This is a genomic window from Williamsia sp. 1135, from assembly GCF_002095395.1.
Classification (GTDB): Bacteria; Actinomycetota; Actinomycetes; order Mycobacteriales; family Mycobacteriaceae; genus Williamsia.
Genome location: NZ_MJEI01000067.1, coordinates 1 through 26,967, shown reverse-complemented (window position 1 = coordinate 26,967; position 26,967 = coordinate 1). Strand labels below are relative to the sequence as shown.

31 protein-coding genes and 1 pseudogene are annotated in these 26,967 nt (G+C 64.2%); 17 read left to right on the top strand and 15 right to left on the bottom strand.

Annotated features, from left to right (window positions below; genetic code table 11):
• Positions 1–26 precede the first annotated feature (26 nt).
• Positions 27–458, bottom strand: coding sequence for an arsenate reductase ArsC (locus BFL43_RS04900; protein WP_084891321.1), 432 nt, complete (start codon positions 456–458; stop codon positions 27–29).
• A 278-nt stretch (positions 459–736) separates the two neighbouring features.
• Between BFL43_RS04900 and BFL43_RS04895 the strand changes: the two genes are divergently transcribed.
• Positions 737–919, top strand: a complete 183-nt coding sequence (locus BFL43_RS04895; RefSeq protein ID WP_084891319.1) for a hypothetical protein — start codon at positions 737–739, stop codon at positions 917–919.
• Between the two features lie 208 nt (positions 920–1,127).
• Here BFL43_RS04895 and BFL43_RS29730 read toward each other — a convergent pair whose 3' ends face one another.
• From BFL43_RS29730 to BFL43_RS04865, 6 genes are all read right to left on the bottom strand, one after another.
• On the bottom strand, positions 1,128–1,700 hold the full coding sequence (locus tag BFL43_RS29730) for an Abi family protein (RefSeq protein ID WP_084891317.1): 573 nt from the start codon (positions 1,698–1,700) through the stop codon (positions 1,128–1,130).
• Positions 1,619–2,017 (bottom strand): Abi family protein, encoded by a 399-nt coding sequence (locus BFL43_RS29725; RefSeq protein WP_168176530.1) that lies wholly within the window; start codon positions 2,015–2,017, stop codon positions 1,619–1,621. Before BFL43_RS29725 ends, BFL43_RS29730 begins: the two co-directional genes overlap by 82 nt.
• A gap of 355 nt (positions 2,018–2,372) precedes the next feature.
• Complete coding sequence (locus tag BFL43_RS04880) at positions 2,373–3,368, bottom strand: bile acid:sodium symporter (RefSeq protein ID WP_084891313.1); 996 nt, start codon at positions 3,366–3,368, stop codon at positions 2,373–2,375.
• Positions 3,365–3,793, bottom strand: coding sequence for a MerR family transcriptional regulator (locus BFL43_RS04875; protein WP_084891311.1), 429 nt, complete (start codon positions 3,791–3,793; stop codon positions 3,365–3,367). The genes BFL43_RS04880 and BFL43_RS04875 overlap by 4 nt, the downstream gene beginning before the upstream one ends.
• A 60-nt stretch (positions 3,794–3,853) precedes the next feature.
• Positions 3,854–4,144: a hypothetical protein gene (locus BFL43_RS04870; RefSeq protein ID WP_206186615.1), complete on the bottom strand. Its 291-nt coding sequence runs from the start codon at positions 4,142–4,144 to the stop codon at positions 3,854–3,856.
• A complete protein-coding gene (locus BFL43_RS04865; RefSeq protein WP_084891362.1) occupies positions 4,141–4,947 on the bottom strand; it encodes a MerR family transcriptional regulator in 807 nt (268 codons plus the stop codon). Before BFL43_RS04865 ends, BFL43_RS04870 begins: the two co-directional genes overlap by 4 nt.
• 338 nt (positions 4,948–5,285) lie before the next feature.
• Between BFL43_RS04865 and BFL43_RS04860 the strand changes: the two genes are divergently transcribed.
• From BFL43_RS04860 to BFL43_RS04840, 5 genes and pseudogenes are all read left to right on the top strand, one after another.
• Positions 5,286–5,621: a metalloregulator ArsR/SmtB family transcription factor gene (locus BFL43_RS04860; RefSeq protein WP_084891309.1), complete on the top strand. Its 336-nt coding sequence runs from the start codon at positions 5,286–5,288 to the stop codon at positions 5,619–5,621.
• A complete protein-coding gene (locus tag BFL43_RS04855) occupies positions 5,621–6,331 on the top strand; it encodes a cation transporter (protein ID WP_084891360.1) in 711 nt (236 codons plus the stop codon). Before BFL43_RS04860 ends, BFL43_RS04855 begins: the two co-directional genes overlap by 1 nt.
• Before the next feature lie 5 nt (positions 6,332–6,336).
• Positions 6,337–6,695 (top strand): annotated as a pseudogene (locus BFL43_RS04850) (DUF3703 domain-containing protein).
• A 148-nt stretch (positions 6,696–6,843) separates the two neighbouring features.
• Complete coding sequence (locus tag BFL43_RS04845; protein ID WP_168176529.1) at positions 6,844–7,449, top strand: copper resistance CopC family protein; 606 nt, start codon at positions 6,844–6,846, stop codon at positions 7,447–7,449.
• Positions 7,450–7,553: 104 nt separating this feature from the next.
• Entirely contained in the window at positions 7,554–8,159 is a 606-nt protein-coding gene (locus BFL43_RS04840) for a copper resistance CopC family protein (protein WP_084891305.1), read from the top strand.
• A gap of 45 nt (positions 8,160–8,204) precedes the next feature.
• Here BFL43_RS04840 and BFL43_RS04835 read toward each other — a convergent pair whose 3' ends face one another.
• The 3 genes from BFL43_RS04835 to BFL43_RS04825 are packed head-to-tail and all read right to left on the bottom strand — an operon-like array spanning position 8,205 to position 10,736.
• Complete coding sequence (locus BFL43_RS04835; protein ID WP_084891303.1) at positions 8,205–9,182, bottom strand: M56 family metallopeptidase; 978 nt, start codon at positions 9,180–9,182, stop codon at positions 8,205–8,207.
• On the bottom strand, positions 9,179–9,538 hold the full coding sequence (locus BFL43_RS04830) for a BlaI/MecI/CopY family transcriptional regulator (protein ID WP_084891301.1): 360 nt from the start codon (positions 9,536–9,538) through the stop codon (positions 9,179–9,181). Before BFL43_RS04830 ends, BFL43_RS04835 begins: the two co-directional genes overlap by 4 nt.
• A 43-nt stretch (positions 9,539–9,581) precedes the next feature.
• Entirely contained in the window at positions 9,582–10,736 is a 1,155-nt protein-coding gene (locus BFL43_RS04825; RefSeq protein ID WP_346425943.1) for a peptidoglycan DD-metalloendopeptidase family protein, read from the bottom strand.
• 325 nt (positions 10,737–11,061) lie between these two features.
• On the opposite strand from BFL43_RS04825, the gene BFL43_RS04820 reads away from it, so the two are divergent.
• Positions 11,062–12,306: an Ig-like domain-containing protein gene (locus BFL43_RS04820; protein ID WP_084891297.1), complete on the top strand. Its 1,245-nt coding sequence runs from the start codon at positions 11,062–11,064 to the stop codon at positions 12,304–12,306.
• Positions 12,307–12,377: 71 nt separating this feature from the next.
• Here BFL43_RS04820 and BFL43_RS04815 read toward each other — a convergent pair whose 3' ends face one another.
• Entirely contained in the window at positions 12,378–14,264 is a 1,887-nt protein-coding gene (locus BFL43_RS04815) for an acyltransferase family protein (RefSeq protein WP_346425942.1), read from the bottom strand.
• Positions 14,265–14,750: 486 nt separating this feature from the next.
• On the opposite strand from BFL43_RS04815, the gene BFL43_RS04810 reads away from it, so the two are divergent.
• Positions 14,751–15,566: a cytochrome c biogenesis CcdA family protein gene (locus tag BFL43_RS04810; RefSeq protein WP_240498062.1), complete on the top strand. Its 816-nt coding sequence runs from the start codon at positions 14,751–14,753 to the stop codon at positions 15,564–15,566.
• A 58-nt stretch (positions 15,567–15,624) separates the two neighbouring features.
• Here the strand turns inward: BFL43_RS04810 and BFL43_RS04805 are convergent, their stop codons facing one another.
• Together BFL43_RS04805 and BFL43_RS04800 are read right to left on the bottom strand one after the other, a co-directional pair.
• On the bottom strand, positions 15,625–16,197 hold the full coding sequence (locus tag BFL43_RS04805; RefSeq protein WP_143695098.1) for a vitamin K epoxide reductase family protein: 573 nt from the start codon (positions 16,195–16,197) through the stop codon (positions 15,625–15,627).
• A gap of 38 nt (positions 16,198–16,235) precedes the next feature.
• Positions 16,236–16,877 (bottom strand): thioredoxin domain-containing protein, encoded by a 642-nt coding sequence (locus BFL43_RS04800; RefSeq protein WP_084891289.1) that lies wholly within the window; start codon positions 16,875–16,877, stop codon positions 16,236–16,238.
• A 199-nt stretch (positions 16,878–17,076) separates the two neighbouring features.
• Here BFL43_RS04800 and BFL43_RS04795 point away from each other — a divergent pair, with 199 nt between their 5' ends.
• The 4 genes from BFL43_RS04795 to BFL43_RS04780 all read left to right on the top strand — a co-directional run bounded on the left by BFL43_RS04795 (position 17,077) and on the right by BFL43_RS04780 (position 19,280).
• Positions 17,077–17,976 (top strand): cytochrome c oxidase assembly protein, encoded by a 900-nt coding sequence (locus BFL43_RS04795; protein WP_084891358.1) that lies wholly within the window; start codon positions 17,077–17,079, stop codon positions 17,974–17,976.
• Positions 17,973–18,581, top strand: a complete 609-nt coding sequence (locus BFL43_RS04790) for a TlpA disulfide reductase family protein (protein ID WP_084891287.1) — start codon at positions 17,973–17,975, stop codon at positions 18,579–18,581. The genes BFL43_RS04795 and BFL43_RS04790 overlap by 4 nt, the downstream gene beginning before the upstream one ends.
• A gap of 83 nt (positions 18,582–18,664) precedes the next feature.
• Positions 18,665–18,970, top strand: a complete 306-nt coding sequence (locus BFL43_RS04785; protein ID WP_084891285.1) for a hypothetical protein — start codon at positions 18,665–18,667, stop codon at positions 18,968–18,970.
• A gap of 37 nt (positions 18,971–19,007) precedes the next feature.
• Positions 19,008–19,280 carry a DUF4229 domain-containing protein gene (locus BFL43_RS04780; RefSeq protein WP_084891283.1) on the top strand — a complete coding sequence of 91 codons (273 nt, stop codon included), beginning with the start codon at positions 19,008–19,010 and terminating at the stop codon, positions 19,278–19,280.
• Between the two features lie 23 nt (positions 19,281–19,303).
• Here the strand turns inward: BFL43_RS04780 and BFL43_RS04775 are convergent, their stop codons facing one another.
• Positions 19,304–20,233: a cation diffusion facilitator family transporter gene (locus BFL43_RS04775; protein WP_084891356.1), complete on the bottom strand. Its 930-nt coding sequence runs from the start codon at positions 20,231–20,233 to the stop codon at positions 19,304–19,306.
• Between the two features lie 213 nt (positions 20,234–20,446).
• On the opposite strand from BFL43_RS04775, the gene ctaD reads away from it, so the two are divergent.
• The 5 genes from ctaD (at position 20,447) to lnt (ending at position 26,694) form a co-directional block, all read left to right on the top strand.
• Entirely contained in the window at positions 20,447–22,216 is a 1,770-nt protein-coding gene (gene ctaD / locus BFL43_RS04770; protein WP_084891281.1) for a cytochrome c oxidase subunit I, read from the top strand.
• Positions 22,217–22,223: 7 nt separating this feature from the next.
• Positions 22,224–22,718, top strand: a complete 495-nt coding sequence (lspA, locus tag BFL43_RS04765; protein ID WP_084891279.1) for a signal peptidase II — start codon at positions 22,224–22,226, stop codon at positions 22,716–22,718.
• Positions 22,718–23,428: a TlpA disulfide reductase family protein gene (locus BFL43_RS04760; RefSeq protein ID WP_084891277.1), complete on the top strand. Its 711-nt coding sequence runs from the start codon at positions 22,718–22,720 to the stop codon at positions 23,426–23,428. Before lspA ends, BFL43_RS04760 begins: the two co-directional genes overlap by 1 nt.
• Positions 23,425–25,092 carry a cytochrome c biogenesis protein ResB gene (locus tag BFL43_RS04755; RefSeq protein ID WP_240498061.1) on the top strand — a complete coding sequence of 556 codons (1,668 nt, stop codon included), beginning with the start codon at positions 23,425–23,427 and terminating at the stop codon, positions 25,090–25,092. Before BFL43_RS04760 ends, BFL43_RS04755 begins: the two co-directional genes overlap by 4 nt.
• 123 nt (positions 25,093–25,215) lie before the next feature.
• Entirely contained in the window at positions 25,216–26,694 is a 1,479-nt protein-coding gene (gene lnt, locus BFL43_RS04750) for an apolipoprotein N-acyltransferase (RefSeq protein ID WP_240498065.1), read from the top strand.
• A 68-nt stretch (positions 26,695–26,762) separates the two neighbouring features.
• On the opposite strand, the gene BFL43_RS29130 is transcribed toward lnt, so the two are convergent.
• The coding region (locus tag BFL43_RS29130; protein ID WP_143695096.1) for a hypothetical protein at positions 26,763–26,967 on the bottom strand (205 nt) is incomplete at its 5' end.

Here is a 26,967-nt window from a genome sequence, read left to right as displayed (position 1 = left end):
GAGACAAGATTAGCCCGCCCCCGGATCTACCGTGACGGCACAACCTGCACCGGCTGCACCCCCAGCTGGTCGAGCAACGCCAGAACCCGGGTACGGATTTCCTCGCGAATCGGACGCACCGAGTCCAGGCCCTGCCCCGCAGGATCGTCGAGCTGCCAGTCCCCATATCGGACACCAGGAAAGACTGGGCACACATCGCCACACCCCATCGTGATCACCACATCCGATGCCTCCACCGCATCGGGGGTCAACACTTTGGGCTGCTCAGGCCCGATATCGATACCCACCTCAGCCATCGCCTCCACGGCGACCGAATTAATTTGATCGGCGGGCATCGACCCGGCCGAGCGGACCTCTACGGCACCGCCGGACAGGGCCGTGAGAAACCCAGCGGCCATCTGCGAGCGCCCGGCATTGTGAACACAGACGAACAGCACCGACGACGAAGAATCAGACATACCGCTATTTTGACAGCTATCGAATCAGGCTGGCAAGTGAACTCTGGGAGTCAACACGCCGAGACCCTCCGCTAGCGAGTTATCCACAGAAATTCGTGTCACACTCAAACCGCGCTAGAGGTATGCGCACAACCGGCCCGATGGCCGGTTTTTTTGTGCCCGCTGGTTCTCTGCCAGTTGGGCTGTCACTGTCGCGCACTTATGCATCTGCCGGTCACCGTCCCCTACGGGGATCGGTCTGTGCGGCGTGCGCGGCGCACCTCAGAAAGGGGTGACCCATGTTCGGTGACGTATCCGCGTTCTGTGCACTGGGATTCATCATCGCTATCACCATCGTGGTGGTGGGCGTACTTCCGCTGGTCTACATCGTGGTCCTCATCGACCGCGAGTCACCGGCTCGCAGGGTCGAGGGTCTTCTCAAAGCCCTCTCTGCGGTGCTGCGGGCCTGGCGCCGGAAATAACGTCCGACTCCACGCAATACCCATGGAGAAACTGATGTCGCCATAGCGCGCTGCGCCTGACTTATCGCGCCGCCACAGCGCGGGCCTGCATGTGTGCCCCGCGGTCGAATCTGATTCGACGTGCGGGGCTCTTTTATGCCCAAAACCACTGCCGTGAATGCTCTGAACTGGGATACGATCGCGTGGGACAAGGAGTGTCATGGGGTGTTCAGGTCCAGAGGGGTAGCGTTTCCCATCCCCGCGGAAAGCCCATCTCTGCGGTCGTGCGGCTACTGAGCTGGTCGAAGCTGGTGGTGACGAGTTCTTTGACCTGGTGTGTCCAGGCACTTCCGGGCGACGTGGTGCGCAGAAGGACCCCGATCATGCACAGCGTCCCGAAGACCCTCTCCGACTGATCCTTCGGAAGCCCATCGAATCCTGGTACGGCCCGCAGGGCGGCGGTGGTGGCTGGAGGAAGTTGCCGATTCCATAGTCGGCTGTGGTGAGCGCAAATGTTGCGGACAACGCTGAGTTGGAGCAACCAACTCTCCAGGGCCGGATGTTGGCGCCATTTGCGTCGCTGCTGGCGCTGGGACGCCGCAGAGGCGCGCGGATCGGGCGGTGGGGGAGTAATCCCGAACCAGGTACTCAGTTCCTGCTGGTCTGCGCTGCGCATTCCGGCGAAGAGCTTGGATAGGTCGGCGAAGTCCAAGATGTCAGTCAGTACCCAGATGGGTAGGTGTCCACCGTATTTGGTGAAGTGATGATCGACGAATGCGTCGCGCCCTCGACTCCTGGCGATTCGACCACGAGCGGTTTTGAGCCATCCGGAATGTCGAAACCAGGGCGGAAGTTGGCCGGATTCTCATGCGCCATCGGGTCGATCTCGCCGAGGAGGTGACCTAGCTGGCTGCGCATCGCAACTTCTATGCGCTCGACGCCGCTGTGCACCTTGCTTTTGAGGTGCCGATCGAACTCGTACAACCTGGCCACCTCAGCGAACGACGTGCCAGTGCTGAAGGTGTCCAACGGCCGCTGGCGATCAGATGGATTGGCCTCCCGGAAGGGATACCAGTAACCACTGAGCTGGTAATAGCCCGCGGCGGTGAGCCACTGCATGGTCTCTGCGTCCTCACACACCATGCCCCGGCCCCGAAGGCGTGCGACCTGATCGGAGATGGCGAGAAAAGGCTTGGGCGGCAGGGGAGTGGCAGTCACTCAATGAATATAAATCCGGCCCACTCCCAGAACCGAAGTTCTAGGGCGGGCCGAACGATTGAGTCCACTATATGGGAGTCGCTCGACACCTGGCAAGTCTGCCGACTCAGCTGACGGGACAGGAGCACGAGCCAGTGCGATCGACCTCAACCACGGCAAGGCCCTGCGATCTAGACGTTCACGTTGGAGCGCGATCTGCGCGCTGTTCACGCAGGTGCTGTCGCGTGCGGTCGAGTTTCGGCCGCACCGTCGGCGGCTACGTTCGTGAGACCGGTCTCGATGACGGTGTGATGCGTGGGATCAGTCGAACGTAGATGATCATGCCGACGAGTTCGACCAGGGTTTGGGTGACCACCACGACGGCTGCCAGGGCCAGCGTCTGCGGTAGGGCGAGGGCGAGCGGGAGCACGACCAGGGAGTTGCGGGTGGCGCCGGAAAAGATCAACGCCCGGGTGGCGGGCACATCAAGGTGTGCTGCTCGGCCGACTGCCAAGCCGACGATGGCCATGATGATCAGGAACCCGACGAAGATCGGTACCACGGCGATCAGCGACGACCATTGCGTGCGTACCGCCTCGATCTGCGAGGCAACCACGACAGCCAGGGTGAGCATCATGACCGGCACCATCGCGGCGGCCATGGCATCCATGACGACGATCCCGGCGTGGTGGCGCCGGGCGATGGCCTGGGTGATGGCGGCAAGACAGAGCGGGACGACGATCAGCAAGACGAACGCCTCGACGAACGGGCCGATATCAACGATCTCGACCAGGTCCGACCCCACGAACAGCCACAGGTACACCGGCAACAATGCCATCTGCAGGAGCATGATCAGCGGCGCACTCGCCAGCAGCCGCTCCGATGCCGCCCCCGCCAAGCCACTGAAGACAATGACGTAATCAATGCACGGCGCCAGCAGCACAAGCAGGACCCCGACCAGCAGGGCCTGATCGTCAGCAATGAAGCGGGTGAGTGCAAAGACGACGACGGGCACGACGACGAAGTTCAACACCACCACACTGACCAGGAACCGGCCGTCGCGCAGCGAGGCCCTGATCTTCTGAAACGGGACCGCCAGAAAGGTCGCGTAGAGCAACACGATCAAGACAGGGTTGATGGCGTGCTCGAACGTGGTCGCAGAGTTCGGTGCCGCGATCCCGATCAGGGCGCCGGCCGCCAGGGCGGCCAGGTACAGCGGTATCTGGAACTTTTCGAGCCAGGCCACCGCCGGTGATGACGTCAGGCCAGTCATGATGCTGCGTTCTCGGCGGGTGTGGTCAGCCAGGCGCACTCGGGGCTGCACGCGGAGTCTTTGTCGGGGGTGTCGTCGAGACGGGCCAGCGCCGAAGTCAGCGCCTGGTGCAGCGAGGTGAGCCGGGCGATGGATGCTTCGGCGTTTGCGATTTGCTGCGCAATCGCCGGTCGCAGTTCGGATTTGACGGCACGGCACGTATCGGTCTCCCACACCCGCAGGAGCAGCTTGATCTCCGGTAGCGACATCTGCAGAGCCTTGGCTGCGGTGATGAACGCCAGGCGTTCCTGCGCCCGCTCGGTGTAGACGCGATAACCGTTCGCGGAGCGTTCGGCCGGCAGAATGCCCTCGGTCTCGTAGTACCGCAGGGTGGTCGCAGGGACCCCGCTGCTGGCGGCGAGCTCGGATATCCGTAGATCTGGCATGCCCGAAGGGTAAACGTTCGAGTCGACTCGAAGGTCAAGCCGCGGTGGCCGCGATCACGGTCAGTGAGGTCGCAGATCCCGCCTCAGGGTCGGGAGGTCCAGGTCAACGGGGTGGGAGTTGGGAACAGTGCAGCTGGCCCGTCGCCGTCGTCGCAGAGCGACCAGGATGCCGACCGCCGCGAGTGCGACGACGATGAGCAGAGCAGGTATCCACAGCGAGCCCAGGAGGCCTGCCGCTCCGATTCCACTTAGAACCGCCAGTAGTGGACCGGCGCAGCACACCGCGCATGCTCCCACCAGCGCAGCCAGCGCGGTGCCGGGGCCGCGCCGGGACCTGCCCTGGGTGCTCATGCCGGTTGTCCGAACAATTCGCCCAGCAGCGGTGCGGCCTCTCGCGGTGCCCGGACCTGCACCACCACCACCTCGCCGCCCGCGACGGTCATGGTGAACGTGTAGAACGAACAGCATTGCTGTTCTGCCACAATCAGATACGCAAGCTGGCTCACCAAGACTGCGTCATTGTCGAAAGTCAGCTGCACACCCACACCGCTCTCGGTGTCCTCGAGTTCGGTCCGGTGGCGGGCGCGGGTAAGTATCTGCTGCCACTGCATGGTGCGCTCGCCCAACTCCTCCCGGCCCAAGGAACACGCAATAGCAGGGGAATCGGCGTCAGCGCCGCCGACGGGAGTCGCCGCGTCGACGACCCCGAGGTCAGCGATCCCAGCAGGCATCTGCACCGGAACCTGGCTGTCGGTGATCATGCAGCCGCAGTCCGGTCCGCTGCTGCCCGCAGGGGCAGGTCCCGACAGACCGGACCGGACACTGCGCAACCGCGCGGCGAACGCAGACAGCTCGGCCAGTCGGTGATCGGTCTCAGTGATCTGCTGATCAATCAGCGGCAACAACTCCGACCGCACCGACGAACACGTCCCAGACTGCCACGCCTGCAGCAAATCCCGTATCTCGTCGAGAGCCAAACCCATCAGCTTGGCCGAAGAGATGAACTCCAAGCGCTCGACCGCCGCCTCGTCATACACCCGGTAACCGGCAGGTGTCCGCTGCGCAGTCAGCAACCCCGACTCCTCGTAAAACCGCAGCGTCGAGGCCCGAACGCCAGACCGCTGCGCCAGTTGCGAGATGCGATATGTACCCATGACCTCACGGTAAACCTTCAACACGACTTGAAGGTCAAGCTCAACTCTAAGTAGCCAAGCGCACGTGCTCGCCGGCTGTAAGGTCGTTGCGGGCGCCTGGTGGTACTCGAGTCGTCTTCGGTGCGCGGGAAGCACCCCCCGAGCTTGGGGGCAACCCTATTGCAGCTATCCGCCACCACCCACAGCGGCAATAGGCGAACTGCGCCGAAGATAGTGGGTGGGCGATCTGCGGCGGTCGTTCGCCTAGCCTGGTCCCTTGGCGGTCCTGTGTGTGGTTCAGCGGCGAAACTTCTGGTTCACCCTTTTCTGAATACACCGATATCTGTATAATCCGGGGTGTGAACACAGCAACAGTGATTGCTCATGACGCTCTAGCCCGCTTTGGGTATGCGTTGTCGGATACGACGCGTACGCAGATCATGCTCAGCTTGCGGGAAAAGCCCTGTTATCCAGCGGAGTTGGCCGATGCGATCGGAGTGTCTCGGCAGACGCTGTCCAACCACCTGGCGTGTCTGCGGGGGTGCGGTCTGGTGGTCTCTACCCCAGAAGGGCGCCGCAGCCGGTATGAACTTGCCGATCCAAGAATCGGGAAGGCTCTCGACGACCTGCTCGGGGTCGTGTTGGCCGTGGACCCGTCATGTTGCCCTGACGCGCCGACGCAGGGGTGCTGCTGATGTCTGCTGATCTGGGATTGCCGTCCACTGAGGCCATACGCCCTTCACCTGGGCGGCGGCAGGTGCTTGCACGTCGTATCCGCTATTTCGTTGCGGCAACGATCATCTACAACGTCATCGAGGCTGTGATCGCCCTCAGCGAGGGCGCCAGAGTGTCATCGACCGCGCTCGTGGGGTTCGGTCTTGATTCGGTCATCGAGGTGTCGTCGGCGGCGGCGGTGGCATGGCAGTTCGCCGGCCGCGACCCCGAGGCCCGCGAAAAGGTCGCGTTGCGGATCATCTCGTTCTCATTCTTCGCCCTGGCCACTTACGTGACCATTGATGCGGTGCGCGGCCTATTCGGCGCGGGCGAGGCCAGGCACACAACAGTGGGAATCGCTTTGGCTGCTGTGAGTTTGGCGATCATGCCCATACTCTCGCTGGCCCAGCGCGCGGCCGGCCGCGAGTTGGGATCGCTGTCCGCGGTGGCCGACTCGAAACAAACTCTGCTGTGCACGTACCTGTCGGCGGTCCTGCTGGTCGGTCTCATTCTCAACAGCACGCTGGGGTGGTCCTGGGCCGACCCGATCGCGGCGCTGGTCATTGCCGCTATCGCTGTCCGTGAAGGCATCAACGCATGGCGAGGCGATACGTGCTGCCCTCGACCGACCGGCCTCGTCGAGGTGTCCGAGGAGTGCGAGTGCTGCACTCCGGAGCCGACGAAAGAGTGAGTGCGATGGCCGCGAACCGCACGGCCGCTCAGGTGCTGTACGCCGCCGAGATGCGGGCCGCTCGGTCGGCTGTGACCGCGGCAGAGCAATGGGGCCATCTGGAACGAGCACACATTGTGTCCCAGTGTCCCAGCCTTATCCGTGGCTGCACACCCGCAATCACGTCGCCATGCTGAGAGTGGCTCTACGCCAACGCGATCGGCGAGAGGCATTCGGGTAGTTGGTACGTATGGTTGTCGCCGCACCGGGGTCGCTGAGCGGGCGTTGCCCGGAAGGCAACACCGGACGAACCGCAGTAGGCCTGACCACCGTCATGCCGGTACCGGATGATCTCGTTGACGGCATGTCCACTGCCGAGCGGTAGCCGGGCGTGCGGCCGCCGCGCGGGCGCGCGGTTTGGGTTAGCGATGTCGGGCTGCACGCGGAGTGCACCAGGCCAGGTCCGTAGAACTAACTACTATCATTTATAGTAGTTTGGCGGGATGGTTTCCTCGGCGGCACGTGTGTGCAAAATGATTGTTGGCCTCGCGTTCGTGGCACTGGGTCTGAGTCTGGGTGCCGGGCCGGCGGCGGCACATAGTTCACTGGTCTCGTCGAATCCGGCCGCCGACAGTGTCCTTGAGCAGCCGCCCACCTCGATCGAGTTGGTTTTTAATCAGGACATTTCCGAGAGTTTCGCGACCATCGCGGTGCGCGACGGCACCGACGCTCAGGTCGAGGTCTCAGCACCCTCTGTGGCAGGGCCCGTCGTAACTGCCCGTCTGCCCGCCGGTCTCGCTGCAGGTGGTTTCACCGTGGGATACCGCGTGGTTTCTGCGGACGGGCACCCCATCACCGGAGAGTTCACCTTTACCGTCGCCGCAGGTGTGACCGCCACCAGTGCAGAGGGGGTAGCGCCGGCGATCCCGGGCAGCGCCTCGGCTACCGACAGGCCCGCCCAGGACGCCCATCGGGGCGATGACCCTGATGGCTCGTTGGAGTCGAATTGGATCGTGGTGGTGGTAATCATCGCTGTCGTGCTGGGGTTGGCCACGATTGGTGGTCTGTTGCTCTTTAGTTCACGCCGCCACTCTGATGAGGATCCGACAGACCGGCCAGGAACCGACGACGGTAATTGATGTACGGAGTGTTCGGCCTATCCGGTGGGTGACCAAGCGGGCAGGGGCGTTTGAAACGTTCGCCATTTGGCAGCAAAAACTATGACGTCTAGTAGTTTTAGGCGATGACGGCTATCGCACCCCGGGTGAGAATGGCCGTGGTGCGGGCAGGCGCGGCCTTGTTGTGGGTGGTCGGTGCGGCCGGCTGGCTGGTGGTGGGTGCGGGCCCTGCGGCGGCGCACACCTTCCTGGTGTCATCAATGCCCGCCTCGGGCTCAGAGCTGCCGGAAGCGCCCCGGGTGATCGAATTGGACTTTAGTCATCAGGTGTCCGACACCGTGGTCTCGGTGAGTTTGGCCAGTGGCCAGGGCGCACTGCGACTGGCCCCGGCGGTGGTGTCTGGGCCATCGGTGAGGGCGTCGGTGGTGGGTGCGGCCCCACCGGGGTGGTACGTGATCAGCTACAGCGTGACCTCCGCCGACGGTCATCGGCTGGTCGGGGAAATCAACTTCGTGGTGCGCGCAAGCACAGGCGAGACAAGCGGGCCCGACGGAGCCCTAGATCTTCCTGACGGTGTCGTGACCGTGCCGACTTCTGATGCTCGGCCGGCGGCCGAGCAATCGTATGGCCGCGCACTGGGGGATGACGGGATGCTGCTGGTCCTCGGCGGCGGTGTCATGGTGGGTTTGGTCATGATTGGTGCGATCTTCGTTGGCTCGGGCCGGCGCTGAGACCATGCGCAGCTTCGCATCTCGGGGTTGCCGGATCAGATGCCGCTAGGCGATGAGTGCGCAGTAGGCGGCCGAGGCAGCGGCCATAGAGATGGTGGCCGCTAGGGCCGCGCCTGCTATCGGCAGCACTGCCGCCGCTGCGTAGGTCAGAGGCCGCGGGCTCGGGGAGGTCTCTGCGGCGAGGACGTGCAGGCGCCGGTCGTTGGTTGTCTGGATGTCGTGTGCGGCGGCGTGATAACCCACGCCGTGCATGGTCGGGTTGGTGGCCTGCTGTTGGAGGACCCGGCACAACGCCGAGCGGACTGCCGCGCGGCTGGTGGTGCGGGCCGCTGCGCGGTCGGCGTCGAGTTCGACGAGCATCGCCAGTGCGCCAGGTGCGCGGGCCAGCAGCGGGACGATCGGCAGCGTTCGCGCCAGCAGGGCGCTCAGCGCCACGATGCGGTGGTGGCGCCCGTGCAGATGAGCTCGCTCATGTTCGAGGACTGCTGCTGCCTCGGTGGGAGTGAGGCACGTGTAGAGGCCTTCGGTGGCGACCACCAGGCCGGGGCTGCCGGCGACGCTATAGGCAAACGGCAACGGATGATCGAGCCATAGCTCTCGGTAGCGGCTGCCCGGATCCTGCCTAGTTCGTGCGAGAACGGTCAGGACATCGTCGTGGTAGCCGCGAATCTTGGTCCGCGAGCGGCGCTGCCGGCGTCCTACTGCGGTGAAACGACCCAAGAAGAAGACCGCTACAACAGCGACCCCGCCGACCGCGATCTCCGACACCCAGGGCGCCATGGTGTGCTGCGCCGAACTCAGACACCGAATCCATATGTCGGTCAGACTTTCGGCCGGAGCGTGATCGGGCCAGGCCACCACCACGCCCGCCGATAACGCAAGGAAAAAGAAGGTCGCGATGCTCGCTAGCCACCCGACCATCATCAGGCGCGGGGGAACTGCGAGTGGCTGCATGGCCAGCACCCGGGGCATGACGACCCCGATCAGGACCGCAGCCAGGGCCAACGTGGCCGCGAGCGTCACCTGCGGGCCTTGCGGGGAAGGTTTCTGCGGAGTGCATCGGTTTCCTCCGGAGTGGCAGTGCGCGCAAAATGCATCAGGACTGCGGTGGGGTCGTCGCTGGAGTCGAGGATGTCGCGCAGCGCCTGGGAGGTGACCTGCTCTCGGGTGTTCGTGGCGGTGTAATGGTAGGCGCGGCTCACTTTGGTTCTGGTCAGAAAGCCCTTGCTGTGCAGATTGGTCACCACGGTCAAAATAGTGGTGTACGCCAACTGCCGGTCAGCCATCGCCGCGAGGATGTCGTGGACCGACAACTGTTCGGGAGCGGCGTCCCACACGAGCTCCATGACGTCGGCTTCGAGCGTGCCCAGCTGCTTCATCGTTCTATTGTCTCTACTGGCTGGGTGATCGTCCACCGGCGCCTCATCCGAGGTCGACCCCTCGATTGCGAAGCCACTGCGCGGGGTCGAGTTTGAGGCCGTCGCTTTGCCAGACCTCGTAATGTAGATGGGGGCCGGTGGAGTAGCCGCGGTTACCGACGGTGGCGATCTGCTCACCGGCCTGCACCCGCTGACCCGCACTGACCAGGGTCTCGTTGATATGTCCGTACACCCCGATCGTGCCGTCGTCCTGCAGCACCCGGATCCACAGCCCGAACCCGTCCGCAGGGCCAGACTCGATGATCTCCCCGTCACTGGTCGAAACCACCGGAGTACCAATGACGTTGGCGATATCGAGACCGTAGTGCGTTGTACCCCAACGGGAGCCGTAGCTGGAGGTGACGGTGCCGTACGTCGGTGCTGCCGAGGCCAACCGGGGCGGCGGGGTGGGTTCAGGCGGGGCGGGGCGGCCTCGTTGGGCCACGAGGTCCTCGATGGCAGTGGTCAACGCATCGAGCGGCGCGGGCGGCGCCGCCGGGGCCACCTCGACGGCGGAGCTCTGCTGGGTACTGACCGGTCGCACGGCGCCGGGCTGCGAACTCGCGGTCGGTCCGGCCGCGGTCACGGTGCGTGCGACGGGTTCGGCCACCGGTTCAGGCTCATGGGTGAGCGCGGTGGCTGCGGTACCGCCCGCTGCGAGCAAGACCACCGCAGCCACCAGCGATCCGCTGATACCGGCCGACCGCGTGACTGCGCTGCTGCCGCGCTCGTGCCGCTGGTCGAGTTGCTCGCAGTAGCTCGACACCCCATCTGGGCTGCGGTCGGTCTGGGCGCACACCGCCCGCTCCCACGGCGCGGTCGCCACCGACTGCACGCTGCAACCGCCGCGCGATGGGGCCGGCGGCTGGGGACGGTGCCTGACAGGGGTGGCGCCCGTACCCGGTGCGGGTGTGCGGGTGTGCGGCCGGCGAGCCTGGGCAGGGTGCGGCTCGCTCGGTCGCCGCGAGGACTGCGGCGGCGCGGAGACCAGCGGGCGGGGCTCGAGTACCGCGGGCCGGTGGCGGCCCGGACGTGGCCGGGCCGGTAATGACTGGCCGCCGGCGAGGTGCGGGAGAGGTGGTGCGGTGCCGAGCGGTCCGCGCAGCGACGTGTCGCGGGCGTTATGTGGGGCGGGGTCGGGTCTGCGGTGCCGTGCCAAGTGAAGGTCCTTCAGTTCAAGTCGGGCCATGCAACAAAGTGATATCGGGCAGGACTCGAACAGGTTACTACTATGTTGGTTAGTTTTTCACTTCTCGGGGCAGGCCAAGGTTGGGCTGTGTCGCAGCGGGGAGACGGACCAGGCAGGGGTGCGGTCATTTGGGATGGGCACCGGGGGTGGGCGGGGAGCGCCGCCCCTGGCGGGAAGAGTTGGGTCCCTCGCCGGGGTTCGACGCGGCGGGCGCCATGCGCTTGTCCGTAAACTACTAGGAGTCTTAGTTGTAGTGCGTGGTTGAGGAGCGTAACCAGTGCCAGAGCGCCATCGTATGGCTGATGTCCAGATCAATCGGCGGGGATTGTTGGCACTAGGTGGAGGTGCGGCAGCTGCCGCTTTCCTGGCGGCCTGCTCAACAAACAACTCGCCCCTGTCCACCTCGTCGGCGAGCTCGTCGCCCGCTGTCGCGGGGGTACCGGGGGGAGCGGTCACCTTCACTCCGGCCCCGGGCACCCAAGGGTTTGATCCGCTGGGCGCGGTTTTGGTCACCGTTGCCGGGGGGACGTTGTCGGAGGTGGTCATGACCAACGATCAAGGCCGGGTCATTCCCGGCATCATGACCCCTGACGCGGTGACGTGGAAACCCGAGACCCCGCTGGGCTATGACAGGACCTACCAACTGGCGGTGACCAGTCGTGACGACACCGGCCGCAGCAACGAGGTCATCAGTTCGTTCGGCACCGTCAAGCCCGACAACCTCACCACCGCGTCGTTGGTGTCCACCGGCGGGGGAACGCTCGCCGAGGGCGCGACCTACGGCGTGGGAGTGGTCGCGGTCATCAAGTTCGACGAACCCATCCCGGACCGGGCCGCCGCGCAGCGGTGTCTGTCGGTGCAGACCGAGCCGCCGGTGCAGGGGCAGTGGAGCTGGGTCGATGACCAGAATGTGCACTACCGGCCCCAGGAGTACTACCCGCCGGGCACCGCGGTGGCTGTGCGCGCCGACATCTACGGGGTCGACCTGGGCAATGGGCTTTATGGGCAAGAAGACCTTGCCCGATCGTTTGTCATCGGCGACTCGCATGTCTCCATTGCCGACGACACCACCAAACAGGTGACCGTGTTCAACAATGGGGAGATGGTCCGTACGATGCCGACGTCCATGGGACGCGGGGGCACCGAAACCGTCAACGGGCGGACCATCCACTTCTGGACTCAGCGGGGCATCTACACCGTGCTCGACAAGGCCAACCCCGTCATCATGGACTCCTCCACCTACGGACTACCGGTCAATTCGCGTCTGGGCTACCGCCAGAGCATCAACTACGCGACCCGGATCAGCAACGACGGCATCTACTTGCACGAACTCACCGACACCATCGCCCAACAAGGAAACACCAACATGTCCGCCGGGTGCCTGAACCTCAATCCGGACAACGCCCGCTGGTTCTACGACTTCTCTGTGCCCGGAGACATCGTGGAAGTCCGCAACACCGGTGGTGAGCCCCTTGCCCAATGGCAGAACGGTGACTGGAGCGTCCCCTGGGATGTCTGGCTAGAAGGTAGCGCGCTCTGAAGTGCTTTAGTGAGACTCGCCCGGTGCCCCGGGAAGCACTACGTCACGAGAAAATAAAAAGTGGTAGGCAATTACTGCGCCAACCACGGCAGCGCCGTAGTCATCTGCCGCCACAACTCAGGTGCGAGGCTGCGGACAAAGGTGGCGCTGAGGTGATGAACATCGTGGTAGACCACGATATTGCCGATGACTGCCGGACACAGGTCCTCGTCGCAGAACCCTTCCGACAGGTCCAACGGGGCAATGGTGGAGTCTGTGCCCATGATATCGAGGGTGGGGTTGGTGGGAGAGAGCGCTGACTGTCGAGGCGTTCCGCAGGTTTCGGCGTTGCCGCCGTCGGCCAAGCACGACGGGGTGTCGATAAGGCCGGCCGCGTTATGGGGCCACACCGTATCGCGCATACCCAGCACCGGTATTCCAGCTGAGGCGAACTGAGCGAAAATGGGCAGATAGGTGGGAGGAACCCAGTCGCCGGGCGCGTCATCTCGGGGACGGGTTGTGTTGGTGAACACCGCATCGGGACGGTCGGCGAGGATCTGATTCATCGCTTCCCGCACCCAGTCAGCGCAGCCAGGGTAGGGGACTCCGCGCTGGGTGGGCATCGGATCGGTGGACAGCGGGCAACCCATCTTGAGATAGGTCTTGACCTTGAAATTGTTCTGCTTTCCGAGTGCATCGAGCGCGGTGATCCAGAACTCGGCGTGCGAACCGCCGGCCAGGGCGATGGTGTGGGTGGCCGTGCGATCACCGTACGTGCCGACGCGGACGGTGGAATCGTCGAAGCCGCTGATATACCCCTCAAACGATGTGACGGGCAGGTCTTTGACCACCTCGAGCGGTGAGGGTACCGGGTCCACCGTGGCCACAGGTGCACCCGTCAGCAGCGCGCGAGCGCCGGGATAGATGCGCGGATCCAGGTTGGTGGTATCGACCCGGATGGCGGCGACGTGGCGTTCCCAGACCTTGATCCCGACGCCGCTGAGCAGGACGCCAACCACGAGCAGGCCGACGGTGACCCGCGTCTGGGCAGCGGCCGTGTGGCCAGACCGCTCCTGCGGCCCGGTCTCGGGGCGGGCGAGGGCAGATCGAGGTGCCGACGGCCTCGCCCGCAGGGGTACTTCGACGACGCGGCAGGTCAACCATGCCAACGCAATGGATGTGCCCAACACGATGAGCCCGTCGACGACGCTGACCGCGTTGATCTTTCGCCAAGACAAGTAGAAGATCAGGACTGGCCAGTGCCAGAGGTACAACGCGTAAGCTATCGCGCCCAACCAGACGGGAACGCCGGTGGCGAGGAGCCGATTGACCAGCGGTGGTGTGGTCGAGACCGATGCCGGCGGGCTCCCCGCGACGATCAGCGCCACCGTGGCCGCCACCGGTACCAAGGCCCACGGACCCGGATAACTGGTCAAGCCGTCAATCCACCAACCGCTGGTGAGGATCAGCCCCAGACCCGTGATCGCCAGCAGGCTACGGACCCAGAAGCTTGCGATGGTCGGCGCCACCACCGCCAGCAGGCCTCCGGTCAACGGTTCCCAAACGCGTGCAATGGTGTCGTAGTAGTTGAAGGACTGGTTGACCGACATCCGCATCGTTGCCCAGTAGAACGACATCGCCGCCACCGCCAGGATGGCGGCGGCAGCGACCACCTGCACCACTACGGGGCGCGCCAGTACCGGCGTGAGGATGCGGCCCCCGCACTTGAGCAGCACCCCGATACCCAGCGCTGCGAATAGGGTGATCACGAAGAATTGACCCTGTACCGCCATCGACCAGACATGTTGCAGCGGACTGTTCACCGAACTGGCAGCGGTGTAATCGCGAGAATTGAACGCCAAGTACCAATTTTGGTAGTACAGCGTACTTGCCACCACTTCGCGTCCGGTCGACAGCCACCGGGTCTGGGGAAGCAGCAGTATTGTGGCGCCGACGACAGCGATCAGTACGAGTGCCAATGTCGGCAGGAGGCGCCGCCCCAGCCGCACCAATCGGGGGAGGGGGGGACACCGCAGGCCACCACCTCACCACCGGCGACTGGGCCGCGGTGACCTCTCGCAGCAGTGAGCCGACAAAAAAGTAGCCGGACAGAACCAGAAAAACATCAACGCCGCCCGAAACCCGCCCGAACCAGATGTGAAAACACGCGACCAGCATGATCGCGACCCCGCGCAGACCATCGAGATCGAGACGATGCGCGACCTTCTGTGCTGCCGATCCCGGCGGCTGCCTGTCGCGTACTGCGACCCCGATGACCGGTCGTGCCACGGGATGTCCTCGCTCTCTGGCCCGCGCCGCCGTACAACTGCACGGACGAAGCCTCACTACAGTGATAGCAACTACTATCGTGCATAGTAGTTGCATCTGGTAGATGTCCGGTCATGCCACACACCCACGATGGGGGTGTCGACAATGAACCAACAGGAGTGTGGAGACACAGCGTGATGGCTGCATCGGTGGGGGAGCAGTTCTCCTCAATGGTCTCTGGTGGGCCAGTGCTGCTGGCAATAGGCGCGTGTGCGGTGGCGGGACTGGTGTCCTTCGCCTCGCCGTGTGTGATCCCACTGGTACCGGGCTACCTGTCCTACCTGGCCGGTCTCACCGGGGCCGCGGCCATATCGCAGCCCACACCGTCCTCGGCCGCCGGTGTCTCGGTTCACAGCCAGCGCCGGGCGCAGTGGCGCGTGGGCGGTGCCGCACTGCTGTTCGTTCTGGGTTTCACAGTGGTGTTCGTGCTGGCGACGGCGACTGTCTTCGGGGTGACCTCAGCACTGACGATCAACCGGGAACTCTTGCAGCGCATCGGTGGGGTGGTGACCATCGTGATGGGCCTAGTGTTTTTGGGCGCCTTCCCCGCGATGCAACGCGAGGTCAGATTTCACCCACGCAAAGTCTCGGGTCTGGTGGGTGCGCCGCTGTTGGGCGCGGTCTTCGCGCTGGGATGGACACCGTGTCTGGGTCCGACACTGGCGTCCATCATCGCCACGGCCAGCGGCACCGCAGATACCACCGCCGCCCGTGGCGTGGTGCTCATCGTGGCGTACTGCCTGGGCCTAGGGCTCCCCTTTGTGGTGTTGGGCTTCGGTTCAGTGTGGGCGGTGCGAGCGGTCGGACTGTTGCGCCGCAACTCGCGCCGCATCCAGCTTGTGGGTGGAGTCCTGATGATCATCGTGGGAATTGCGCTGATCACCGGTATCTGGGACTACTTCGTTGTATGGGTACGGGACATGTTCGTCACCAACATGACCTTGCCCATCTGAGGCAGTTCCTGTCCGCCAGGGGAAGCGGGAGAGTGCCTGGATGCGGACGACGCCGCAATCACACCAACGTTGACCAATACCACCAGAACCGCTCGGTAATTAGAGCGATCACCGCTAGCACCCACAGCACGGGTCCTAGAGAATGAACCGCCAGGATGGTATCGAGTGCACGACGCAGCAGGCCAGGAGGGCAGTAACTGTCGGCGGTGCGCAGACTCACGTACCAAAAGGCCACCACAACAACCACCCACACAGCCATGCAGTATGGGCACAGCGCCTCGATGCGGTACAGGCTCTGCACGATCAGCCAATGCACGAAGACCAAAGCTGCGGTCATGCCCACCTGCAGACCGATCATCACCCATCGGGCTGGGCGGCGTCCCACCAAAGCTGCGACAGTGGTCAGAGCGGCGAAGCCAGCGATACCGAGCAGTGAGTTGGGAAACCCGAACACAGAGGCTTGCGGGGTGTCCATCACCGAGCCGCAGTTGACGATCGGGTTAATGCTGCAGGTTGGTGTATAGCCGGGATTGGTTGCCAGTTCGAACTTTTCGACCGTCAGGGTGAATGCCGAGACCAAACCTACGGCCCCGCACACACCAAGGACCCAGGAAAGCAACTGCGGGAACAGTACTGACTGCTGAGGTGTCAGTGGGGCTGTTGAGCTCGTCACTTCGCCATCGCGGAGGTGAGCGCTGAGCTCAGCTCCTCGTAGCTGCCGGGTTCGACGGCGGTGTGATTGATATAGAGCGTGGGTGTGGCGCTCACCCCGCGAGCTTTACCGTCGGCGATATCGCGGTCGATGAGTTCTCGGGTGGCTTTGGAGTTGTAGTCCACCGCGTATTGCTCCATGTTCAGGCCGAGTTCTTGTGCGTAGCTGGAGAACAGCTCATCGAGTGGCTCCTGCTGCTCGCCCCACTGCTGCTGGGTTTCGAACAGCTTCTTGTACATTGCCTCGAACCGACCTTGTTGCGCTGCCGCCGCAGCTGCCCGCGCTGCGCGGTCGCCGTTGAAATGACCCGGCAGCGGGAAGTAGCGGACCACAAACGTGACCTGGTCGCCGTAGGTCTGGCGCAGTCGCTCGACGGTGGGATACATCGCCCCGCACGCTTCGCATTCGAAATCCAAGAACTCCACGAACGTCGCCTTGGAGTCGCTGGGTGCCGACAGCCGTTGCGAATCGGCCCGGACGGGCGCTGCAGACTGTTCTGCCTTACCGGTACCGCCGGCTCGTGAGACCACGAACACCACGGTCAGCGTAAGACAGAACACGAACACCACTGCGAGTGAGACCTTAAGATTGCGGCTCACGGACGTGCCTGCTCGGCTGGCATTTGAGGGGTCTGAACTGGCACTTCGCTCACTCCTGTCGCCGTACTACTAAGATGCCTAGTAGTTTACGTGTGTTTTGTCCCTGCCCGGTACCGCTGGGGTGCCGGGCGAGGGGACAACAGAGTCGGGTGAGGACGGTGCTGTGGTGCTCGAGGTTCCTGACGCTCCGCCGACCATCATGGGCATGATGCGGTGGGATCTGCCCCCGATCCCGCTGCTCGCCACCCTCGGCCTCGTCCTCGCCGCCATCTACTGTCTCGGGTTGGCGCGGCTTCGTCATCTCGGCCGACCGTGGCCGTGGTACCGGTCGCTGAGCTTTCTCTCTGGCTGCCTGATCTTGTCGGCCGTGACCGGATTGGCCATCGAGGGATACGGCGTGGGGTTGTTCAGCGCTTTCATGTTTCAGCACATGACCCTTTCGACGCTGGTACCGCCGCTGCTGGTGATGGGTTCCCCGGGGCTGCTGCTGTTCGCGGCCGTTCCCGACGAGGGCAGAGGCCGCCGGATGCGCCGGGCGACGCTGCGGATGGCGCGCTCGCGGGTCAGCAGAATCGCGCTGCACCCAGGGTTTGCGATCCCGGTGTTCTTGTTCAGCTTCTACGGGCTGTACTTCTCATCGATCTTCGACACACTCAACGACAGTTGGCTGGGACACACCGGGATGGAAGTGTTTTTCCTGGTCAGCGGATTGCTGTTCATCATCCCGATTCTCTCGATTGGGCCCCTACCGATGCGCCAGTCCAATTTGGGCCGGCTCCTCGACATTTTCCTCGAGATGCCGCTGCACGTGTTCTTCGGAGTCGTGTTCATGATGGCTCCGACCGTGCTGGTCGCCAGCTTCGCGGACCCGCCGCCGCAGTGGGGGATCAACCCCGTCGATGATCAAGCGGTCGCCGGCGCTCTGGCCTGGTCCTACGGGGAACCGGTGGCGCTGCTGATCGTGTTGATCTTCGCCTCTCGATGGCGACGCGACGAAGAGAAATCGGTGACCTCACCCAACGACTACGACGAGGTGAAAGACGCCGAGGATCTCGAGGCCTACAACAACTTTCTCCGCACTCTCGGTTCTCGCCGATGATGAGCTGGCGGCGGGAAGAGAACAGGCCGGGCAGGTTCATTGCTGTAGCAGTGGCGATACTTGCCTGGGTGATGACGGCCTGTGGCACCGGTGATGATGCAGTGCAACAGGGTGATTCGTTCGAGTTCGTCTCACCTGGCGGCCAAACCGTCATTTTCTATGATCCACCGGACTCGCGCGGTCAGGTCGGTGAACTCATGGGCCCAGATCTGCTCGACGACAACAGCACGATCAGGCTGTCCGACTTCGCCGGCCAAGTGGTGGTCATCAATGTGTGGGGGTCCTGGTGCGGGCCATGCCGCGGAGAGGCCCCAGCCTTGGAACAAGTGTATGAGCAGACCAAAGACTTGGGGGTAGCGTTCTTGGGCATCGACTTCCGCGACCGTAAGGAGTCCGGACGGGATTTTGTCGCCGACCGCGCCGTGACCTACCCGTCGATCTACGACTACGACGGGCGCACGCTGGCCACCCTGACCACACCAACCTCAGTGGTACCCACCACGGTGGTCCTCGACCGGCGCCACCGCGCCGCGGCTGTCTACCTGCGCGCGATCACCGCCGACGAGCTGCGCCAGAGGGTCGAGCGCATCGCCGCCGAACCCTAACGGTCCGCCGGGCACGAGATGACGACGTCACGTGGACACCCCCAGTGCGCACCCCGACTTTCCGTTCAACCGATAGGGCCACCATGACCATTGACAACAGCGACACCGACAAAGACTGGAGCAACCCGCGGGCGGTCCGCGCGGGAGCGATCTACCTGGGAGTATTTGTCCTGGTAGGTATCGGATTTCTGGTGGCCTACCGGCAAACCGACTCCCGATTTTGGGGGTTCTGCGCACCGGCCGTCTTCATGCTCGGTGGGCTCGGCGCGTTCGTCCACACCTATCGCGCGTGGCAGCGCGGCGGCCTGTGGCCTCTATGGCAAGGCGTCGGCTGGGCGCTCTTTATCCTGATGCTGGCCACCCTGGGCCTGCCGGTCCGCGATCTGTGACACCAGTGCAACTATCGTCAGGACGAGTCTTTGCCTTATGAGTGAATCCGTCACGCGTCGACTGATCCGCGACGTGCTGATTCTCAACGGCGCCCGGATGGCCACGGTCGTTGTGACAGTCATCGCGCTCTACTTCGGTGCCCGGGCTCTGACACTCGATCTACCGATCCTCCTGGCCATGGCGGGCGGACTCGTTGTCGCCCTGGCGGCGTCGGCAACCTTCCTACGACCGCTGCGGGCGCGAGTGAACGAGGGCATCGCCGCCGTGGACGCCCACCGCAACGAGCGCCGCGGTTCAGCGCCCCGATAGCGAGCCGACATCGGCAGGGCAGGTCACCAGGTAAGTTCGTGACAACCCGAGCCCGATACCGGCTCGACCTGCACGGTCGCGTGCTCGAGGTGGTGCTTGCCGGCGAGCATCTGTTGCGCCGCGAGCAGGACCGCGGAGTGGTCGGCGGCCGGCTTCGCCACGATGTGGGCCGAGGCCACCTCCATCCCCGAGGTCAAGGTCCACACGTGCAGATCATGCACCTGCACAACGCCGTCCAGGTGGACCAGGTCCGCGCGCACTTGATCGACGTCGACACCCGACGGCGCGTGCTGGAACAGGATCCGCAACGCTCCACGCGCCAGGGTGTAGGCGCGCGGCAACACGAACAAGCCTATACCGACACCGATCAGGGGGTCGGCATACCGCCACCCGAATAGGAGCGTCACCAGACCGCTGAGCAGCACACCGACCGAACCGATCATGTCGGCCATCACCTCGAGGTACGCGCCTCGAATATTGATGCTCTCTTTCGCTCCGGACTGCAACAACAGAAAAGCGATGATGTTCATCGCCAGGCCGACCAAGGCCACCAGCACCACAGGAAGGCCAGGCACCTCGGGGGGATCAGACAAGCGCTGGGCCGCCTCATAGAGAATCCAGCCGGCGGCCACGAACAGTAGCGCTGCATTGAATAGTGCGGCAAAGACTTCGGCGCGATAGAGACCGAAGGTCTGATCGGTCCGTGAGGTGCCGCGCTTGGCCAACAACACTGCGGCCAAGGCCATGAACACGCCGAGCACATCGGTGAAGACGTGGGCCGAATCGGACAGCAGCGCCAACGATGACGTCGCGAACCCGACGATGATCTGGGTTACCAGCGTGATCAGCCCCAGGCCCAACGCCATCGCCAGACGCCGGACATGTCGACCCGACGCGCTGGCGGCCTCGCCAGGGGCCAGTGCGGCGTGAGTGTGATTGTGGCCGTGCCCCATGGTCATCTCTCCTCAACTTGTACACATAGTGATATGCGCATGTATGCAAGTATGAACGAAGCCGCACCCATGGACAAGCTACTATTTCAGATAGTAGCTGCGTGGTTGACTCCCGGCCTGCGGCCGTCCCCTTGGTCGGACTAGTGGATCTAACTACTATGATGGATAGTAGTTAGATGTAGGGTTCGGTTGCCGGATGAGTTGGGTGGATATATGAGTCTGTTGGATAAACCGGCGAAAGTGGAACCGGTCCGGCCCTTTCCGGCCCGGACAGGGCCCAAGGGGTCGTTCATCTACAAGATGATCACCACGACCGATCACAAAACCCTGGGCGTCATGTACCTGGTGGTGTGTTTCGCGTTCTTCCTCATCGGTGGCCTGATGGCCTTGCTGATCCGCAGCGAACTCGCCGCACCGGGGCTTCAGTTCCTGTCCACCGAGCAGTACAACCAGATGTTCACCATGCACGGCACCGTGATGCTGCTGATGTACGCCACACCGATTGTCATCGGCTTCGCCAACGTCGTTCTCCCGCTGCAGATCGGGGCCCCTGATGTGGCGTTTCCCCGTCTTAACGCGTTGAGCTTCTGGCTGTTCGTGTTCGGCTCGAGCGTCGCGCTCGCCGGCTTCATAACCCCCGGCGGCGCCGCCGACTTCGGCTGGACCGCCTACACCCCGCTCACCGATGCGATTCATTCGCCGGGGGCTGGTGCAGATATGTGGATCTTGGGCCTGGCCGTCTCGGGTTTGGGGACCATCTTGGGTGCGGTCAACATGATCACCACCGTGGTCTGCCTGCGTGCACCAGGTATGACGATGTTCCGGATGCCGATCTTCACCTGGAACATCCTGGTGACCAGCGTGCTGATCCTGCTCGCATTCCCGCTGCTGACCGCCGCGCTGATGGCGCTGGAGTTCGACCGCCAGTTCGGCGGCAACATCTTTGACCCGGCCAATGGCGGCGCTATCTTGTGGCAGCACCTGTTCTGGTTCTTCGGGCACCCCGAGGTCTACATCATCGCACTGCCGTTCTTCGGCATCGTCTCGGAAATCTTCCCGGTCTTCGCCCGCAAACCCATCTTCGGCTACACCGGATTGATCTACGCCACCCTTGCCATCGCCGCTCTGTCGGTAGCGGTGTGGGCCCACCACATGTACGCCACGGGGGCGGTACTGCTGCCGTTCTTCTCGTTCATGACCTTTTTGATCGCGGTCCCGACCGGGGTGAAGTTCTTCAACTGGATCGGCACGATGTGGAAGGGCCATCTGACCTTCGAGACACCGATGTTGTTCTCGATCGGCTTCATCGTTACGTTCCTTTTCGGCGGTCTGACCGGTGTCCTGCTGGCCAGCCCGCCCCTGGACTTCCAGCTCTCGGACAGCTACTTCGTGGTGGCGCACTTCCACTACGTGCTCTTCGGGACCATCGTCTTCGCCACCTACGCCGGTATCTACTTCTGGTTCCCCAAAATCACCGGCCGGATGCTCGACGAGAAACTCGGCAAGATCCACTTCTGGCTCACCTTCGTCGGATTCCACGCCACCTTCCTGGTGCAGCACTGGCTGGGCAACGAGGGCATGCCGCGGCGCTACGCCGACTACTTGGCCTCCGATGGGTTCACGACGTTGAACATGATCTCGACGGGTGGCTCCTTCATCCTGGGCGCCTCCACGCTGCCGTTCTTGTGGAACGTCTTCCGCAGCTACCGCTACGGCGAAGTCGTGACCGTCGATGACCCGTGGGGCTTTGGTAACTCGCTGGAATGGGCGACCAGTTGCCCACCGCCGCGACACAATTTCACCGAACTTCCCAAGATCCGGTCCGAGCGCCCGGCGTTCGAGCTGCATTACCCGCACATGGTCAATCGGATGCGGGAGGAAGCCCATGTTGGGAAGGGTCACAACAGCAAGAAGACAGAAGAGGCCCGCCGCGAACCGCTCACGGTGGGTACGCACGAGTCCTCCACCGACCCGAACCCGTAAGCAACAGATGCCTCAGCGCACCGTGCTTCGCCGCGGGTTTCTTGTCGGCGTCGGCGGAGCTACCGTGATTGCCCTTGCTCTTGAGCCGGTGTTTCGGCAGATGTTGCAGGACCGCCAGTATGACCTGGGGATGCTGCAGCTCGTTCTCGCCTACAACACCGGCGTTGGGTTCAGTGTTGCTGCGGGACAACCCGTCTGGATCCTGGTCATTGTTACCGCGGCGTTGTCGCTGACCCTGGTGATCTACGGGTGGCGCAGCGCCGGCAGGGTCCCGACCATCATGACCGCAGGTCTGGCGTTGATGGCCGGCGGCGCCTGCGCCAATGTCATCGACCGAGCGCTCGATGGCCGCGTCACCGACTACTTCCATACCGGATGGTGGCCGACGTTCAATGTCGCCGACGTGTTCTTGTCGGTGGGTGTGGTGGTGATGATCATCGGGGCGGTGTGGCAGGAGCGCCGGCCCGCCGCCTCGCCCCTCTCCCGATCCGATGTCCACTGATGAAGACCTTGCCCGCCCCTGGAAGGGGGCGCCTTGCGATCTCGGCGTCCACGCGGTGGACCATCGCAGCACTGATCGTGGTGATCGCGCTCATTGCAGCGATTTGGCCGCGCGAGTCTGCGGACCCGGGTACCGCCCCGGCCCCGGCCACCACCGGTTCCGCGGCGGCGTTTCCCGGCGAGCAGGCCACGGTCCCTGCCGACGAACTCGCTGCTGCGCGGCAGCAAGCCGCCCTGCAGCCGTGTCCGGCGGGCACCGCGGCGCCCGGCCCGGATTCGGAGTTGGCGGGTGTGCGGGTGCCGTGTCTGGCCGGCGGCGGCGATGTTGATCTCGGGACCGCGACTGCCGGTGCGATGTGGGTGATCAACTTCTGGGCCTACTGGTGCGCGCCGTGCCGCAAGGAACTGCCGATCTTCGCTGACTTCGAACGCCGCGCAGGTGATCGTGTCAAGATCCTTACCGTGCAGGGCAGCGAGGGTGCACAGAATCCTTTCCTGTCGCTGAACCTGCTCATCGAGATCGGTGTCGATCTACCGACCGTGATCGACCCCGATGCCGCGATGGCCGCAGCGCTGGGTGTCCCGCGCGTCTATCCGTCCACGGTCCTGCTGCGCGCGGACGGTTCGGTGGCAGCTGTCCTACCCCAGGTCTTCACCTCCACCGACGAGTTGATTCAAGCAGTCGACACCCATCTCGGACTGACCCTGTGAGCACGTCTGCAGCGGGGCTGACCGAGCCCCACTGGGGCCGGCACCTGCAGCGGCGTGTGCTGTGGCCCGCCCGCAATCTGTGGCGGTCGTTGACCTCGATGCGTATCGCGTTGGCGTTGCTGTTCCTTCTGGCCATCGCTGCCGTGCCCGGAGCCCTGCTGCCCCAGCGGGACCTCAACGCCACAAAGACCAGCCAATACATCGCTGACAACGGCACCGTCGGTGAGGTTCTCGACAACCTTCAGATGTTCGAGGTCTTCTCCAGTGTTTGGTTCACCTCGATCTACGCCCTGCTGTTCATCTCGCTGGTGGGGTGTTTAACCCCGCGGATCGCCGACCACGCCAAATCCCTCCGGGCCCGCCCGGTCGCCGCACCGCGCAACCTCGCCCGCCTACCCCGGCACGAGGTGCGAGACACCAACGGCACGCCCGAGCAGATTGCGGACACCATCGGACAAGGACTGCGAGGGTGGCGCACAACGGTACGCACCATCGACACACCCGGTCCAGGCGGTGGCTCGGTCACCACGACGGAGGTATCGGCGGAAAAAGGGTATCTGCGCGAGTTCGGCAACCTCGTCTTCCACTTCTCGTTGCTGGCCCTGCTGGTGGCAATCGCCGCGGGCAAGATGCTCGGCTACGAGGGCACCCGGATCCTCGTCGCCGACGGGCAAGAAGGGCTGTGCAACACCTCCACCGCGGTCTACGACTCCTTCCGGGCCGGCAATCTCGTCGACGGCACCAACCTCAACGAGTTCTGCATCCAGGTCGAGGCGTTCGACGCCAGCTACCTTGAGACCGGGCAACCCGACATGTACACCGCCACCCTGAAATATCAAAGCGGCAACGACATTCGAGATGGCGAGTGGAACCAGCGAGCCCTCAAGGTCAACGATCCACTGCGGGTCGCCGGTGATCGCGTCTATCTCCTCGGCCACGGCTTCGCCCCCACATTCACTGTCACCTTCCCCGACGGGCGTACCCGCACCCAGACCGTCCCGTTCCAGCCTGACGAACTGCAAACCATGATGTCGAGTGGAGCCGCCCGCTTCGACACCCCGGCTGGCCTGTACCCCGACGACGACGAACGGCGAACCAAACAGATTGCGGTGGAGGGACTGTTTGCTCCCACTGCGGTATTCGACGGCGGTCTGATGACCTCGGCGTGGCCCATCCCGGACAACCCGGCCGTGGCCATCGATGTGTACCAGGGCGATACCGGGCTAGACACCGGCCGGCCGCAGAACGTCTACAGCCTGAACGTGGACATGATCAACCAGGGTCGGCTCCTCAAAATCGAACGCGTCAACCTGCTCACCGGCCAAGACACCCGCCTGGCCGACGGCACATCGATCCGGTTCGACGGCTACCAGCGGTGGGTATCGCTGCAGGTGTCGCACGACCCCGCCCAAAAGTGGGTGCTTGTCTCCTCGATTACCATGCTCGGCGGTCTGCTGGTCTCCCTCCTGATCAAACGCCGACGGATCTGGGCACGAATCACCCCGATGCCGACAGCCGGCGCCGCGCGGTGCACCGTAGAGATGGCCGGCCTGGCGCGCACCGATCAGGCTGGATGGGGTGAGAACTTCACCGAGATGGTCGATGCGCTCCTGGCCACCTCGACACCCCATGCCCTGGACACAGCGCAGCGGCCCCCGGCGTAGATGACCTCCCACGAACCCGGGTCCGAACAGCTACCACTATCGGCAGCTGCCGATGACGGCGCTTTGCCATTTCGACAATGGTGGCTCGACAATGCGGCGGCAGCTCGAGGAGTAGCCGCGGCTCTGCGGGCGGTCGCCGCGGCGAGCTCGGGAGCATTGTTGTACGTGAGCTTTCCGCCGCGACAGCTGTGGTGGGTGGCTCCGTTGGCGGTGGCGCTGTTGATTCTGACGCTGCGCGAGCAATCTTTGAAGGCCGCGGCGGGGTATGGATATTTGGCGGGGCTCGGGTTCTTTCTCCCGCTGCTGCCGTGGGTTGGGGAGTACGTCGGGGCGGTGCCCTGGTTGGCGTTGGCGACGATCGAAGCGCTCGCGTTCGCAGCGTTTGGCGCGGTGGCTGCCATCATCGGCAGGGTGCCCGGCGCGCCGATATGGCTCGCGTGCGCATGGGTGGCGGTCGAAGCTGCACGCTCGCGCGTCCCGTTCGGCGGATTCCCCTGGGGCCGAATCGCCTTCGGGCAGGCTGATGGGCCCCTGCTGCCGCTCGCGGCGCTCGCCGGCGCCCCCGGATTGTCGTTCGTGACGGTCCTGCTTGGCGCCGCTGCGGCGGCCACCGCGATGGCGGTATGGACCCGAGATATCCGGGCGGTGGCGGTCCCGGGGTGTGCGGCCGCCGTGGTCGGACTACTGGTCTGGACCCCGTCGCAGACAGTGGACCCGGGGGAGCAGACGGTGACAGTGGCCGTCGTACAGGGAAACGTGCCGCGGATGGGGCTGGAGTTCAACGCCCAGCGCCGCGCCGTACTCGACAACCACGTGCAACGCACCCTCGAACTCGCCGCCGATGTCCGAGCGGGTCGGGTCGGGCAGCCCACTGTGGTGGTGTGGCCGGAGAACTCGTCTGATATTGATCCCTTTACCAACCCCGACGCCGCCGCCGCCATCGACCGCGCGGCCCGAGCCATAGGCGTACCCATCCTGGTGGGGGCCGTCGTAGCTCGCGATGATGGCCGATCCCGCAACACCTCGGTGGTGTGGGATCCGACCACCGGTCCGGGCCAAGAACACGACAAACGTCAGTTGGTTCCGTTCGGGGAGTACCTGCCGCTGCCCGGACTGATGAGCAGACTGTCCTCCTATGCAGGGCAGGCGGGGAATTTCGTCGCGGGGACGGGCAACGGCGTCGTCGACCTCGGCGGCATCCGGTTGGCAGTGGCCACGTGCTACGAAGTCGCCTTTGACGATTTGATCACCGAATCAGTGCGCGCTGGTGCACAACTGATCGCAGTGCCGACCAACAACGCCACCTTCGGGCGCACCGACATGACCTATCAGCAACTCGCGATGTCGCAGGTGCGAGCGGTCGAACACAACCGGGCCGTGGTCATCGCAGCCACCAGTGGCGTCAGTGCGATCGTCACCCCCGAGGGCACCGTGACACAGCAGACGGATCTGTTCACCCCAGACGTTCTTGTTGCTGATGTGCCGCTGCACACCACCACGACCCTGGCCACCCGACTTGGCGCTGGGTGGGAGATCGCGTGCACTCTTGCGGTGCTGGGCGCACTCGTTGTGGCCTTCGGTGGTTACCGACGCGCCGCATAGGTCGGTGGAATGGACTCTGCAGGGCCGGGGCGGCAGCTGGCTCTGCACGCAGGCTGCCCGTGAAGGTGTTAGGTCTCAGGGCGAGGGTCAGGCCGACTGAGCTGGGGTTCAGTGGGCTCGGGTTCAGTGGGTGCAGATGCTGTGTCGCCGGTGGTAGGGGTGGTGCCACTGCCCCCGGCAGACGTTGATGCGGACATTGCCGCGAGCATGGCGTTGTAGCTTGCCAACTCCGCACCGTCGTCGCGTTCTTCGCGGCGATCGAATCGCTTCGCC